Annotated in this window: 10 protein-coding genes and 1 tRNA gene; 3 read left to right on the top strand and 8 right to left on the bottom strand. The window is 61.7% G+C overall.

Annotation, left to right across the window (positions count from 1 at the left end):
• Nucleotides 1–42 precede the first annotated feature (42 nt).
• Entirely contained in the window at nucleotides 43–1,374 is a 1,332-nt protein-coding gene (locus G9U53_RS31030; protein WP_003944031.1) for an ABC transporter substrate-binding protein, read from the bottom strand.
• Nucleotides 1,375–1,582: 208 nt separating this feature from the next.
• Nucleotides 1,583–2,200, bottom strand: a complete 618-nt coding sequence (locus G9U53_RS31025; protein ID WP_003944029.1) for an ANTAR domain-containing response regulator — start codon at nucleotides 2,198–2,200, stop codon at nucleotides 1,583–1,585.
• 107 nt (nucleotides 2,201–2,307) lie between these two features.
• On the opposite strand from G9U53_RS31025, the gene G9U53_RS31020 reads away from it, so the two are divergent.
• Nucleotides 2,308–2,384, top strand: a tRNA-Leu gene (locus tag G9U53_RS31020).
• Between the two features lie 75 nt (nucleotides 2,385–2,459).
• Nucleotides 2,460–3,092: a hypothetical protein gene (locus tag G9U53_RS31015; RefSeq protein ID WP_007728715.1), complete on the top strand. Its 633-nt coding sequence runs from the start codon at nucleotides 2,460–2,462 to the stop codon at nucleotides 3,090–3,092.
• 111 nt (nucleotides 3,093–3,203) lie between these two features.
• Here G9U53_RS31015 and G9U53_RS31010 read toward each other — a convergent pair whose 3' ends face one another.
• Nucleotides 3,204–4,175, bottom strand: coding sequence for a tetrahydrofolate dehydrogenase/cyclohydrolase catalytic domain-containing protein (locus G9U53_RS31010; RefSeq protein WP_058037523.1), 972 nt, complete (start codon nucleotides 4,173–4,175; stop codon nucleotides 3,204–3,206).
• 277 nt (nucleotides 4,176–4,452) lie between these two features.
• On the opposite strand from G9U53_RS31010, the gene G9U53_RS31005 reads away from it, so the two are divergent.
• Nucleotides 4,453–4,956, top strand: a complete 504-nt coding sequence (locus G9U53_RS31005; protein WP_042923025.1) for an SRPBCC domain-containing protein — start codon at nucleotides 4,453–4,455, stop codon at nucleotides 4,954–4,956.
• Between the two features lie 33 nt (nucleotides 4,957–4,989).
• Here G9U53_RS31005 and G9U53_RS31000 read toward each other — a convergent pair whose 3' ends face one another.
• The 5 genes from G9U53_RS31000 to G9U53_RS30980 all read right to left on the bottom strand — a co-directional run bounded on the left by G9U53_RS31000 (nucleotide 4,990) and on the right by G9U53_RS30980 (nucleotide 14,313).
• The gene (locus G9U53_RS31000) at nucleotides 4,990–5,871 is read right to left on the bottom strand and encodes an acyl-CoA thioesterase II (RefSeq protein ID WP_003944096.1); all 882 of its coding nucleotides are present in this window, start codon (nucleotides 5,869–5,871) and stop codon (nucleotides 4,990–4,992) included.
• Nucleotides 5,872–7,290 (bottom strand): pyruvate kinase, encoded by a 1,419-nt coding sequence (pyk, locus tag G9U53_RS30995; RefSeq protein ID WP_003944038.1) that lies wholly within the window; start codon nucleotides 7,288–7,290, stop codon nucleotides 5,872–5,874.
• 82 nt (nucleotides 7,291–7,372) lie between these two features.
• Nucleotides 7,373–8,875 carry a glutamate synthase subunit beta gene (locus G9U53_RS30990; protein ID WP_165639865.1) on the bottom strand — a complete coding sequence of 501 codons (1,503 nt, stop codon included), beginning with the start codon at nucleotides 8,873–8,875 and terminating at the stop codon, nucleotides 7,373–7,375.
• Nucleotides 8,868–13,367: a glutamate synthase large subunit gene (gene gltB / locus G9U53_RS30985; protein ID WP_165639864.1), complete on the bottom strand. Its 4,500-nt coding sequence runs from the start codon at nucleotides 13,365–13,367 to the stop codon at nucleotides 8,868–8,870. Before gltB ends, G9U53_RS30990 begins: the two co-directional genes overlap by 8 nt.
• Before the next feature lie 133 nt (nucleotides 13,368–13,500).
• On the bottom strand, nucleotides 13,501–14,313 hold the full coding sequence (locus G9U53_RS30980; RefSeq protein WP_165639873.1) for a TM2 domain-containing protein: 813 nt from the start codon (nucleotides 14,311–14,313) through the stop codon (nucleotides 13,501–13,503).
• Between the last annotated feature and the right edge of the window lie 85 nt (nucleotides 14,314–14,398).

Here is a 14,398-nt window from a genome sequence, read left to right as displayed (position 1 = left end):
AGACCCTGGCCCATTCTCGTTGGCTGCTTACCTGCCCACGACTTACTTGCCCACCACCACGAATCCTTCTGTGGTCAGGGTGTTCTCAGGGCCGAACTTGAGCTTTCCGTACGAACCGATGGACGGCTCCCCCGAATCGTTGAAGTCCAACTCACCGGTGATGCCGTCGTAGTCGATGTCGGTTCCCGCCTTCACCAACGGCAGGCACTCGACGTAGGACGTGCACTTGGTGCCGCCTTCGGTAACGCTGTTGATGTTGGCCGCGATGTCGGTACCGGCCGTCGACTTCGCCTGCTCGGCAGCGAGCGCTGAGATCACCACCGCGTCGTATGACTCTCCGGCGTAGTTGAAGTCGATCAGAGAGGGGTTCACAGCCTTCAGACGATCCTGGAAGGCAGCTCCGACGTCCGTCAGGGGCGTCGTTCCCTGCATGGTGTCGAGCAACGGCTTCGCCACGGATTCGCCGAGAGCGTTGCCCATGTTGCCGTCGACGCCGTACATCGCCATTCCGTCCGACGGGCCGATGCCCACTTCGTGCATGCGCGTGATGATCTTCGCCGACTCTTCGAAGCCCACCAGTGCCACTGCATCCGGATTGAAGTTCTTGACTTGATCGACTTCGGAGTTGAACGACTGCGCGTTCGGGTCGTAGATGATCTTCTCGATCTGATCGGAGGGGACACCCGAATCGATCAGATTCTTTTCGATGTTGTCCGCCAGACCCGTCCCGTACGGGTCGTTGAGGGCCATGATCGCTACGCGCTGACCACCGTCGTCCGAAATGAGCTGTGCGACGGCCTGAGCCTGCAGTACGTCCGTCGGAGCGGTGCGGAAGTACATGCCCTTGTCTGGGTAGCAGACGAATTGGTCCGAGGTGTTGGCAGGCGAGAACATCACGACGCCTGCGCTGGCGATCTTGTCGATCACCTTGAGCGAGACCGAAGACGACGCGGCGCCGACGATGACCTGAGTGCCTGCAGCCAATTCGCGGTCGACGGTGGTATTGGCGGTGTCCGTTGTGGTGTCACCCGAATCGCCGGGAATCAGCTGGACCGGTTGGCCGAGAACGCCTCCGGCTGCATTGACGTCGTTGACTCCCAGCTGGGTGCCCGCGACCATCGGCGGCCCGAGGAACGACAAGCTGCCTGTATCGGGAAGAAGCGTGCCGATGCGCAGCGCTTCCGTGGACGGGGTGGCGCCGGCCTTGGCCTGCTCCGGGGTGCAATCAGTCGTGACGGATGTCGTCGCGGCAGAAGCGCCGGACGTAGAGCCACTCGAAGACGAGTCATCCGACTTGTCCGAGCTACAGCCTGCAAGTGCCAGTGATGCCGCGCCGAGAACTGCAGCAGTACGCACAAGTGTTCGTCTAGCCATCCCACGCTCCTAAGATCAGCCGGTGCTCGCGCCACCCGAACTGGCGCTCGCTGTGGGATCAGACGCTAGACCTTGGAACCGTTTCGCGATCCTTCAAGAAAGCCCTGTGACCTGACTGTTATCTGAAGGTGCACAGTGTTTACACGGCTGTAGCGCTGCGCGACGTTTCGACGGTCGACGCAGCAACCGGGTAACCCGGACACTTTGCTCAAGCGTCCGGTTCACCGCCCAGAGTTTCCAGTACGACCTGTGCGACCGCCTTCATCGTGGAGCGCCGATCCATCGCGGCGCGCTGAATCCACTTGAACGCCTCAGGTTCGGTGAGCGCTTGGCGAACCATCAGAACACTCTTGGCTCGCTCGATCAGCTTGCGTGCTTCGAGCCGGTCCGAAAGATCAGCGACCTCACGCTCGAGCGCCGTCACCTCGCGGAAACGACTGACCGCCAATTCGACAGCGGGAACGAGGTCACTGATCGAGAACGGCTTGACCAAGTAAGCCATGGCGCCGGCATCGCGTGCGCGCTCGACCAACTCGCGCTGACTGAACGCTGTGAGAATGACAACAGGAGCGATGCGTTTGGCGGCAATCTCCGAAGCGGCGTCGATGCCGTCTCTCCTGGGCATTTTCACGTCCATGATGACCAGATCAGGCTTGAGCGACTCGGCCAACTCCACCGCGACCTGCCCGTCACCGGCCTCACCGACGACGTCGTAGCCCTCTTCGCGGAGCATCTCGACCAGATCCATGCGGATCAACGCCTCGTCTTCAGCGACGACAACACGACGGGGTGCGAGCTGATTGCCTTGCGGCTGCGGCGAATTCATGGCCACCATCCTCCTCCATCGAACCGCCCCGACACGAGACGCGAACGATTAGAGGGTACCGGTGTTTGACATTGAAATCGCATCTTCTAATGTAGTCATCGCAACAAGCCCTCGTATCCCAATTGGCAGAGGAAACGGATTCAAAACCCGTCCAGTGTGAGTTCGAGTCTCACCGAGGGCACCACCTGCCGCAGCTGGCCGCACCGCAAGGTTTCGGCATTCGGCTGTACCCCAGATCGACCGCCGTTAGATTCGATCCATGAACGGTCACCGGCTGATTGCTCTGCTCGGAGCCATATCGATTCTCGCGCTGCTCACCGGGTGTCAAACAGACGGCCAATCCAATACTGCCGGCGAATCCAGCACTGCCGGCGAATCTTCCACCCAGGCCGCGCTCGATGCTGCAACACAGACCGGCACCCTTCAGGTCGGCTCTCCCCCTGTCGATGCCCCATCCACCGAGATCTCCATGCCTCCCCCGTTCCCGAACGACACGGAGGTCCCTTCACCGACTCCGCGCGTCGATGTGACCGAGATCGACGTGATCGATCACGATGGTTTCACCCGCATCACCTATCGCTTCGACGGAAGCGGATCTGTGTTCTGGAAAACCGAATACGTCAGTGAAGCAATCCGAGCGGGTGACAGCACAGTCGTGGACGTCGGAAGTCGATCGATACTTCAAGTCGACCTGATGGGAGTCCAATCGGATTCGTCGCTCAACTCCGTATCTCACGAGGGCGAAAACATCACGCGCATAGACAGTGCAGCCAGGAACAGTGCGATCCTGCAGTCGTTTGTCGGCACGGTCGACATCCGTCCGGCATACACCGTATCGACATCCGATTCACCGTCCCAGTTGACGATCGACATCCCCAAGGCAGACAGCTGACTGTCGAATACCCAATTGCGCGCTCAGCTCAGCCATTCCAGCGCAGCGGTGCTCGACGCGGTAATTCGGTTATCGCGGGGCGGATGAATACTCCGTCTCGAAACCGAGGTCTCACAATCGATCCGAGGCGATTGCGGGGTCCGGTTCAACACGACTGTCATGATTCTCACTGCATGCCCGAACGTCCGCTGCTCGAACTGCTGCTGCCAGTGTTTGTTCCAGCAGGACTGCCACCGTCATGGGGCCGACGCCACCCGGCACCGGTGTGATCGCACCGGCATGTGGGAGCGCAGCGGCGTACTCCACATCTCCGACGTTGCCCTCGTTGTACCCCGCATCGATCACCACTGCCCCAGGCTTGATCCACGTCCCTTTGATCAGTTCCGGAACACCGACGGCCGCGATGACGACGTCTGCCGAGGCGACGTGTGCGGCCAGGTCGACGGTGCGCGAATGGCAGTATGTCACCGTTGCGCCTCGACGCAGGAGGAGCATTCCCATCGGCAATCCGAGTATCGGGCTTCGGCCGACCACGACGGCATGCTTTCCGGAGAGTTCGACGCCTGTGGCGTCGAGGAGGCGCAGGATGCCACTCGGTGTACATGATTCGAATCCCCCACCGGTCAACGCCATTGCCGCGAACGCTGCCGAGGTAACGCCGTCAACGTCTTTGTCGGCCGAGATGGCATCGAACGCGGCCCGTTCGTCGATGTGGCCTGGCACCGGGTGTTGCAGCAGTATGCCGTCGATCGAAGGGTCCGCCGACAACGCTCTCAGCACGTCGACCAGTTCTTCGGTGGTTGTACTCACCGGGAGTTCGACCGTCCGCGACGTCATTCCGACGGCGACAGATCGTTTGGCCTTCATCTGTACATACGCCTTCGAGGCCGGGTCCGCTCCCACGATGACGGCGGCCAGGCAAGGAACGTGCCCCGCCTCATCACGAAACTGCCTGGTGCGCACCGACAGGTCCGCGAGCGCAGCATCGGCAATTGCGCGTCCGTCGATTATTCGAGCGGCCACGTTCTGGCTGGGCAGATTTTCGGTAGACAGATTTTCGGTGGGCCGATTCTCGATAGACATGGATCCCCTTCACACAAGATGTGTGAAGCACCCAGGCGGTCGATGCCTCGCGATGTGCACTCCCCGGTGGTAATTCCCACCCGCGCCAGTCGTGCGTGGTCAGCGTACCGCGCGGTTGCTTCACCGCCACGAAACGCGTCGAGAACGCCACTCACAAAACGAGACAAATCGACATAACCTATCAATAGGTAACGATCTGACCTGCAGTTATTCCATCCTGTGCAATTAGATGGCACGATGGGGGCAACCGCACGGGCACCAAGCATTGGAGGCACCGATGGACAACGGCAAGATAAACCTGACCTATGACGGTCGGGTGTCACTGAGCTTCCAACTGGCGATTCCGCACGCACCGGACAAGGTCTGGAAAGTGATAACGGAACGCGAGTACCTCGACGCCTGGTTTCCGGCGGACGTCGATTTCGATCTCACTCCCGGCGCGGATCTACTGTTCAAGGTGACACCGGAACAAGTCGAGCGTTTCGGACTGCCCGCAGATCACGTGACGCGCGGGACGGTCATCAGCGTCCACCCGCACCGAATTCTCGAATTCCTCTGGGACGCAGACACTCTTCATTGGGAACTGGCACCGGACGGCACCGGCGGCTGTTGGCTGACTCTCACCCACACGATGGAGGACGAGGAGTCCGCGTACGCGCACGCCGCCGGTTGGCACGCGGGCTTGGAAGTTGTTGCGGCCCAACTCGATGGACGCGAAGTCGACTGGTCTCCGTGGGACCGCGCCGACGAACTCTCACCGCAATATCGCAAGTCTGCTTGATTCTGGGCCCGAGTTCGGTCTCGGGCCCGCATCTCATTCCCCTTTACGCGGGAAATGCCTGATCATTCCTTCTTGGACCACCGTCGCCAACAGCAGTCCTTCCACCGAGAAGTACCGTCCGGTTGCCAGACCGCGCGAACCTGCGGCGACCGGCGATTCGGTGGCGTACAGGACCCAGTCGGTGAACCGGAACGGGCGATGGAACCAGATCGAATGATTGACCGTCGCCGCGACGATACGATCATGACCCCAGGACAAACCATGAGTGGTCAGAATCGAATCGAGCACGGTGGTGTCGGACGAATATGCCAGCGTCGCAGCGTGAATGAGCGAATCGTCCGGCAGATCACCGTCGGGGCGCATCCACACCCGATTGTGGTTGAGTTTCTCGCCGGTGCCCTTGAGGATCCACGCCGGATCGTTGGCGTACCGCATGTCGATCGGCTTGAGCGCTGCACTGAAATGCGGCAGTTTTTCCTCGTACCCCACCAGATGATCGCCGATGGGAGGCAACGACTCCGGAAGTGGAACATCCGGGATCTCGACAGCATGGTCGAGCCCCTTGCCGGAGTCCTGGAACGCCGCGAGCATCACGAACAATTCGTTCTCACCCTGATAGGCAGTCACCTGACGGTTGGCGAACGCCCGCCCGTCGCGATGACGATCCACCCGATACTCGATGGGCGCCTTGACATCTCCGCCGCGAATGAAATGGGCATTCACCGCATGGATGGGGCGATCACCGTCGACGGTCCGCCCGGCGGCCATCAGTGCCTGAGACACCAACTGACCGCCGAACGTCCGCGAACCTACCTGTTTCGGGTGGTATCCACGGAACGCGTCTTCACCGATCTGCTCCAGATCCAACAAACCGAGGAGAGTACCGAGGTCGGTGGACGCGTTCGCGTGGGTCACTCAGTGGTCCTCTTCACCGATGCGGTGGACGTGAATGAGGTTGGTGGAACCGACAGTTCCCGGAGGGGACCCGGCAACGATGACCACGAGGTCGCCCTTGACGTACCGCCCGAGGGAGAGCAACGCACTGTCCACCTGACGCACCATCTCGTCGGTGGTGGCCACCGCATCGACCAGGAACGTCTCGGTTCCCCACGTCAGCGTCAGCTGACTGCGCACCGCGGGCAGCGGTGTGAAGGCGAGCAACGGCAGCGGCGTGTGCAGACGAGCCAGTCGACGCACCGTGTCACCGGACTGAGTGAACGCAACCAAGGCCTTGGCGTCGAGACGTTCGCCGATGTCGCGTGCTGCGTACGAGATGACACCGCGCTTGGTGCGCGGGACGTGGGTCAACGGTGGGACACGGGTTGATTCGTTCTCGACGGCCTCGACGATGCGGGCCATGGTGCGAACGGTTTCCATGACGTACTTGCCCACCGAAGTCTCGCCCGAGAGCATGACTGCGTCGGCGCCGTCGAGAACGGCGTTGGCGACATCGGATGCCTCTGCGCGAGTGGGACGTGAGTTCTCGATCATCGACTCGAGCATCTGCGTCGCGACGATGACCGGCTTCGCGTTCTCACGAGCAATCTGGATTGCGCGCTTCTGAACGAGCGGGACCTGCTCGAGCGGCAACTCGACACCGAGGTCACCGCGGGCGACCATGACTGCGTCGAACGCGAGCACGATGGCTTCGAGATTGTCGATGGCCTCGGGCTTCTCGAGCTTCGCGATGACGGGAACGCGGCGCCCGACTCGATCCATGATGGCGTGAACCAATTCGACATCCGCGGGTGAGCGAACGAAAGACAGGGCAATGAAGTCGACGCCCAACTTGAGCGCAAACTCGAGGTCGGCGATGTCCTTGCCCGACAGGGCTGGAACGGAGACGTTCATACCGGGCAGTGAGAGGCCCTTGTTGTTGCTGACCGGACCGCCTTCGGTGACCCGACAGACGACGTCGTTGCCGTCGATGGACGTGACGACCAGGCCGACCTTTCCGTCGTCGACCAGCAGTCGATCACCGGCCTTGGCGTCGCGCGCCAATTCCTTGTACGTGGTCCCGACGCGATCGTGCGTTCCCTCGACGTCGTCGACGGTGATACGAACCTCTTCACCGTTGGCCCAGGTGGTCCGCTCGTCCTTGAATCGGCCGAGGCGAATCTTGGGCCCCTGAAGGTCGGCGAGAACACCGACGGCCTTTCCGGTGGCGTCCGACGCGGCGCGGACGCGAATGTAGTTTTCTTCGTGATCGGCATGCTCGCCGTGGCTGAAGTTGAGGCGCGCCACGTCCATGCCGCTCTCCACGAGCTCACGGATGCGGTCGCCAGAAGCTGTCGCGGGTCCAAGTGTGCATACAATTTTTGTCCGTCGGTTCACGGCTCGAGCCTAGTCGCTACCCCACCGCACTTCTATCCGGCATTTGCGACCTGCACTTTCTGTACTTACTCGATTCAGTTGGTCAGCTCACGAACAGCGGAAATGCCTTTGGATGAACCGGAGCCGGAAGCGCCGACTCGCCTGTGAGAAACATGTCGACGGCACGTGCGGCCGACCGTCCCTCGGCAATCGCCCACACGACCAGCGACGCCCCGCGATGCGCGTCGCCGCAGACGAATACGCCGGGTGTCCGGGTCTGCCACCCGACATCACACTCGATTCTGCCGAGTGGATCGGTGCCGACATCAAGGTCGGTGAGCAGCGGGGCGGTTTCGACGCCGTCGAAACCCAGAGCGAGCAGGACCATCTCGCACACCAGATCCGTCGTGTCGCCGGTCTCCACCAGGGTCCGTTGTCCGTCCTTCGCTCGTGACACGGCTACCGGAACCATCCGGATTGCGCGGACCGCACCCCCACCGTCGTCGAGAAATTCCTGCGCCGCCCATCGGAATCGTTTGTCACTGCCCTCCTCGTCCGCCGGCGAGGTGCGCAGGACCCGCGGCCACAACGGCCATGGGTCGCGATCTCGATCGCGGCGTGCCGGAGGTGGGACGTGGTAGTCCAATTCCGTCACCGAGAGCGCACCCTGGCGATGCACCGTGCCGAGGCAGTCGGCGGCCGTGTCGCCGCCACCGATGATCACGACGTTCTTACCTCGCGCCGAGATGCTCGACGCACCATCACCCTCGCATTCGCAGTTGGCCGCCCGCAGGTACGTCATCGCAGGATGGATTCCGCGAAGACTACGACCCGGTACGTCGGTGTCTCTGGCACGATCAGCCCCGACCGCCAGGACTACCGCCTCGAAATCCGTCAGGAGGTCGTGCGCGCTCACGTTCACTCCGACGGCGCAGTCAGTGACGAATCGGGTCCCCTCGGCGGTAAGTTGGTCCAGCCGCCGGTCGATGAGGGCCTTGGGCAACTTGAATTCAGGAATTCCGTAGCGAAGCAGTCCCCCGATCCGATCGCTCCGCTCGAACACCGTGACACTGTGTCCGGCTCGTGTCAGTTGTTGAGCCGCGGCCAGTCCCGCCGGTCCCGAACCGACAACCGCAACACGGTTTCCGCTGTGAACTACCGCAGCCTGCGGCCCCAACCAACCCGACTCCCAGGCGTTGTCGACAATCGCCTGTTCGATGCGCTTGATGGTGACACCCCCCGACGTGTGCTCGTCGTCGAGTGCGAGAACGCACGCCGTTTCGCACGGTGCGGGGCACAGATGTCCGGTGAACTCGGGGAAATTGTTGGTGGAATGCAGATTCTCCGAGGCTTCGGACCACCGTCCACGCCGAACCAGGTCGTTCCATTCCGGAATGAGATTGCCGAGCGGACACCCTACGTCGGCCGAATGGCAGTACGGCACAGCGCAGTCCATGCAACGCGAGGCCTGTGCAGATACGTCTCGATTTCGCACGACGGGATCCAGCGACTCGTATACCGACGCGCAGTCGCCGACACGCACATCGGGCGGTCTGGTCGGTGCGTCGGATCGTTTCACGGTGAGGAACCCGCGTGCGTCAGGCATGAGCCGGCTCCACCAGTTCGTTCTCTTCCACGACCTTCCGGTAGTCGACAGGCAAGACTTTGGTGAATCTCGGACTCTGGCCAACCCAGTCGTCGAGAAGTTTCGCAGCCACCGGCGAGCCGGTCGCAGCCAAATGCTCGCCGAGAATGTCGACCAGCTGACGACAGTCTTCCGCCGAAGGCCGCTCCAGCACGACCATGTCGCGGTTGACCTTCTCTGCCTTCACATCGAGTACGAAGGCAATTCCGCCCGACATTCCCGCAGCAAGGTTCCTACCAGTTGGGCCGATGATGACGACGCGACCCCCGGTCATGTACTCACACGCATGGTCGCCGACGCCTTCCACCACAGCGACCGCACCCGAGTTTCGCACCGCGAATCGTTCCCCGACACGCCCCCTGGCATAGAGCGCACCGCTCGTAGCGCCGTACAGCAGCGTATTGCCGGCAATCACCTGCTCCTCGGCCACGAAGGGTGCGTCCTCACTCGGCCGAAGCACAATTCGTCCACCCGAGAGCCCCTTTCCCACGTAATCGTTTGCATCGCCGACAACGACCAGCGAGATGCCCGGTGGCAGGAACGCACCGAGTGACTGGCCTGCCGTTCCACGGAGCACGACGTCGATGGTGCCTTGAGGTAGCCCGACGGCGCCGTAGCGTCTGGTCACCTCTGCGCCCAGCCTCGTTCCCACCGCCCGATCCGTATTGTGTACTGGCAGTTCGATATGCACGGGTCGAGCGTCCTCGAGTGAGTTCGCGGCGCACTCGATCAGGGTGCGTTCGAGTTCGCTCGAAACAGGTACACACGGCGGGTAGGCCGCGCCGGTCGGCGCGGCCGGAACGTCGAAGAGTGGTGAGAGGTCCAACGTGCGGCTCTTCCAATGCGCCACCGCCGGAGACATTTCCAATACGTCTGCGTGCCCCAGCGCATCGTCGATACTTCGAAACCCCAGTTCTGCCAACAACCGTCGTACGTCGGCGGCGATGAAGCGAAAGAAGTTCTCGACGTACTCGGGCCGGCCGGTGAATCGCTCGCGCAGTTCGGGATTCTGCGTCGCTACTCCGACGGGGCAGGTGTCGAGGTGACATACCCGCATCATGACGCACCCGGCCGCGATGAGTGGCGCCGTGGAAAACCCGTACTCCTGCGCCCCCAGCAACGCGGCGACGACGACGTCCCGCGCCGTGCGCAAACCCCCGTCACACTGGACGACGATCCGATCGCGTAACCCGTTGAGCACCAGGGTCTGCTGAGTTTCGGCCAGCCCGATCTCCCACGGCGTACCCGCGTGGTGGATGGACGAGAGTGCCGCAGCACCCGTCCCACCGTCGTGACCGGAGATCAGCACCACGTCGGCGTGCGCTTTGGCCACACCTGCCGCAACAGTCCCGACTCCGACTGCGCTGACCAATTTCACGTGTATCCGCGCACGATCGTTTGCGCATCTGAGGTCATAGATCAATTGGGCGAGATCCTCGATCGAATAGATGTCGTGGTGCGGGGGCGGAGAAATGAGCCCGACCCCAGGCGTCGAGTACCGGGTTTCCGCGATCCACGGGTACACCTTGGACCCCGGAAGCTGCCCTCCTTCACCGGGCTTGGCACCTTGGGCCATCTTGATCTGAATGTCGGTGGCATTGACCAGGTAATCGCTGGTCACCCCGAAGCGCCCACTCGCGACCTGCTTGACTGCGCTTCGACGCTTGTCGTCACGCAACCGCTCCGGCGACTCTCCGCCCTCACCGGTGTTGGAACGCCCGCCGAGAGCATTCATCGCAACCGCCATCGTCTCGTGCGCCTCCGCAGAGAGGGAACCGTAGCTCATCGCACCGGTGTTGAATCGAGCGAGAATCATCTCGATGGGTTCGACCTGATCGAGCGGAATCGGCGGACGAACCTCACACCGAAATCGAAACAATCCCCGCGGTGTTCCGCCCTGCGCGCTCAGTCGATCGACTTCATCGCTGTAGCGGCGAAAGATTTCACTTCGCCCCGTCCGGGTCGCATGCTGAAGGAAGAACACGGATTCGGGTGTGAACACATGCAATTCACCATCGCGGCGATACCGGTACTGTCCGCTGTCGGTCAACTGACGATTGTCGAACTGACGATGCTGCACTGCGGACGACGAGAACGCAGCCGTGTGGCGCATCAGAACTTCGCGCGCGACTTCGGTGATACCGATCCCGCCGATCCGGCTCCGTGTGTTGCAGAAGTATTCGTCGACCAACTCTCGACCCAAGCCCACGGCCTCGAATACCTGTGCGCCCGTGTAGGAGTGAACCGTAGCGATTCCCATCTTCGACATCACTTTGAGCACGCCGAAATTTGTTGCTCTCAGGTAGTTGTCCGCCGCAGTCTTCGGATCTATCCCGGGAAGTTCGTCCTGCTCGCTGAGGGCTTGGACAGATTCGAGAGCAAGATACGGGTGGACAGCCGCCGCACCGTAGCCGATCAGCAGCGCGATGTGATGAACTTCGCGCGCGTCACCCGAGTCGACGACAAGGGAAACCTTGGTCCGCAGGCCATGACGAACCAGATCGTGGTGCACGGCTGATACTGCGAGCAATGACGGAATGGGAGCCTGCTCAGGGCCTGATCCACGGTCGGAGATCACCAGAATCTCGATTCCGGCTGCGGCGGCTGTTCGGGCGGACTCACGAAGCCTCTCGACGCCTTCGGTGAGACTGCCCCTCGGATCGAAACCTGCGCGAAGGACAGCGCTTCTCGGAGTTCTTGCGCCGTATAGTTCGGCGACCTTCGCCATCTTCCCCGGTCCGATCACCGGTTTGTCGAGAACAATCCTTCGGCACGACAGCGCCGACGCTTCGAACAAGTTCTGCTCAGCGCCGAGGGTGACACCAAGCGTAGTGACGACTTCCTCGCGAATCGCGTCCAAAGGCGGGTTGGTCACCTGAGCAAAGAGCTGAATAAAGTAGTCGTACAACAGCTTCGGCCGATCCGAAAGAACGGCGAGAGGCGTGTCGACACCCATCGATCCCAACGGCTCCGATCCTGAGCTTGCCATCGGGACAAGAATGTCCCGCACGTCCTCGGCGTGGTATCCGAAGAGCAACTGCCGTTGCAACAGCGGAGCCGGATCGCCTCGGGCAGGCGCAGTCTCGGGGATTTCCTCGAGGTCGACCAATCCCCCGTCGACCCAGTCCCGGTAGGGGGCTGTGCTCGCGAGTTCGGACTTGATCTCCGCATCGGAAACGATCCGATGGCGAGCGGTGTCCACGAGAAACATGCGTCCCGGTTCGAGGCGCCCCTTCTCCAACACCTCGGACGTGGGAGCGTCGAACACACCGCTCTCACTGGCCAACACGATACGGTCGTTCTTCATCCGCCACCATCGCCCTGGGCGAAGACCGTTGCGATCCAACACGGCCCCGACAACAATGCCGTCGCTGAACGTCACGGACGCCGGACCGTCCCACGGTTCCATCAGACAACCGTGAAATTGGTAGAAGGCCTTTATCTCGTCGGGCATCGAAGAATCGTTCTCCCAGGCTCCGGGAATCATCATCGCGATGGCGTGTTGCACACTGCGGCCCCCGAGCGTCAAAAACTCCAGTACTTCGTCGAACGACGAAGAGTCGGATCCTCCCGGGGTGCAGATCGGAAACAGGCGATCGATGTCCCCACCTAAAAGTGTGCTCCGCAGCATCGGCTCGCGAGCGCGCATCCAATTCCTGTTTCCCACAATCGTATTGATCTCGCCGTTGTGGGCGATGCAGCGATACGGCTGAGCGAGTGGCCACGACGGAAATGTGTTCGTGGAATATCGACTGTGCACGACTGCCAACGCAGTTCGCATTCGGTCGTCGCGTAGGTCGGTGAAGTAACCGGGTAACTGCGTCGGCGTCAGCATGCCCTTGTACACGATGGTTCGGGCGGACAACGAGGGGAAATACACTGCAGTGTTGGCACAGTGAATCCGCTCGACCTGTCTCCTGAGCGCAAACACTCGTCTGTCCAAGGCAATTCCGCCCACACTACGATCTCGCGACTCGGCGCACGTCACAAAACACTGACTGACGTACGGAGCGCACTGCGCGGCAACGGTTCCGACGCAGTCTCGGTCGACCGGCACCTCTCGCCACCCGATAATCCGCAGTCCTTCTGCCGCTGCGTACCGGTGTATCCGAACTACCGCGCGCCAACGTGCTTCCTGATCCACCGGGAGAAAGCAGTTTCCGGCCGCGTAGGTGTTCTCACCCATCGCGTTGGGTGGTGGAAGCTCGAACCCGGTCACCGCGTCGAAGAACTCCGTCGGCAGCTGAATCAGAATGCCCGCGCCGTCTCCGCTGTTGGATTCGCGCCCAACTGCGCCGCGATGGGAGAGATTGCCCAGGACCGCGAGCGCATCGTCGACAATGGAATGCAGGTGGCGTCCAGAGGTGTCTGCTACCACGGCTACACCACACGAATCGGTTTCCTGATCGGGGTCGTACAGGCCCCGAGGTTCAGGTATTCGAGAAAACAGCACTCGGCGACCTCCACGCGGACATGCAGCCGACGTGCGCTAGTTTATCAGCCCATAACCGCAGGTCGCGAGAGCAAAACGGTGACCCCCTGATACCGAGGCATCAGGGGGTCACACTTGCCGACGGTCGTTTCGATCAGCTACGCAAAGGGCGGTTGTACTGATCGCGCACACTGCCGGTCAACATCATGATTCCGTCGATGAGCGGCCAGATGCCACCGATTCCACACGTCAACCAAGTGACCGCGATCTGTGCGACAGCCATGCCGGGCTGGTTGAGATAAAAACGTCCTGCACCGAATCCGCCGAGCAGAATGCCCAGCAATCCGGCAGTCGTCTTCGACTTGTCCGAGTACGGTTCACCGGTCATCGGGTCACGTCCGTATGGTGCGGACGGGTCGACCAGGCCGTAGCCAGGCTGAGGATAACCCTGAGCTTGTGGGTACCCCTGAGGCTGACCGTAACCCGGCTGTGAGTATCCCGGCTGGGGGTAGCCCTGCGGCGGAGCCGCGTAGGGATTCGGAGTCTGATCTGCCGGTGCACCGTAGACGGGACCGTCCGTCGGGGTTTGGGTCGGGCTCGAGTAGTCAGGCGCCGGATAGTTCTGGGCGGCGTAACTTTCCTGCGACGTGTACGGCGCTGTCGGCTGATTCGGGGTGGAATCAGAATCGGCAGCGGGAAACGCTGTGGTCGATTCGGTTCCGGTCGGCGGCGGGTAGATGGGGTGGTTTCCCCACCCCGGACCGTTTCCGACTCCCGAATACGTGTCCCAGCCTGGACCGGTGCCGGTGGTCTCCGTCGACGGCGTCTTTTCGGTGGGTGCCGAGGTTTCCGTCAACGACGCATCCGCCGTCGCGTCGTAGTCGAACGGCGACCCGAACTGCGGTGGAACCGGCGGCTGTGATCCAGACGAGTCCCCCGACTCGGAAGGTTCCGGATTCTTGTTCAAGTTAGGCAACGTACTTTCCTTCGATTCGACGACGGTACGTAATAGCTTTTGTTATCGGACTTCGAGAAGGTTCGACCTTCTCGAG

It is taken from the genome of Rhodococcus sp. D-46 (assembly GCF_011290655.1).
Classification (GTDB): Bacteria; Actinomycetota; Actinomycetes; order Mycobacteriales; family Mycobacteriaceae; genus Rhodococcus_F; species Rhodococcus_F qingshengii.
This window is presented reverse-complemented; position numbering and strand designations above follow the sequence as displayed.

Excerpts from the sequence above, each read along its gene's own strand:
- G9U53_RS31030 (WP_003944031.1), bottom strand. The coding sequence starts at position 1,374 with ATGGCTAGACGAACACTTGTGCGTACTGCTGCAGTTCTCGGCGCGGCA.
- G9U53_RS31025 (WP_003944029.1), bottom strand. The coding sequence starts at position 2,200 with ATGAATTCGCCGCAGCCGCAAGGCAATCAGCTCGCACCCCGTCGTGTT.
- G9U53_RS31015 (WP_007728715.1), top strand. The coding sequence starts at position 2,460 with ATGAACGGTCACCGGCTGATTGCTCTGCTCGGAGCCATATCGATTCTC.
- G9U53_RS31010 (WP_058037523.1), bottom strand. The coding sequence starts at position 4,175 with ATGTCTATCGAGAATCGGCCCACCGAAAATCTGTCTACCGAAAATCTG.
- G9U53_RS31005 (WP_042923025.1), top strand. The coding sequence starts at position 4,453 with ATGGACAACGGCAAGATAAACCTGACCTATGACGGTCGGGTGTCACTG.
- G9U53_RS30990 (WP_165639865.1), bottom strand. The coding sequence starts at position 8,875 with ATGCCTGACGCACGCGGGTTCCTCACCGTGAAACGATCCGACGCACCG.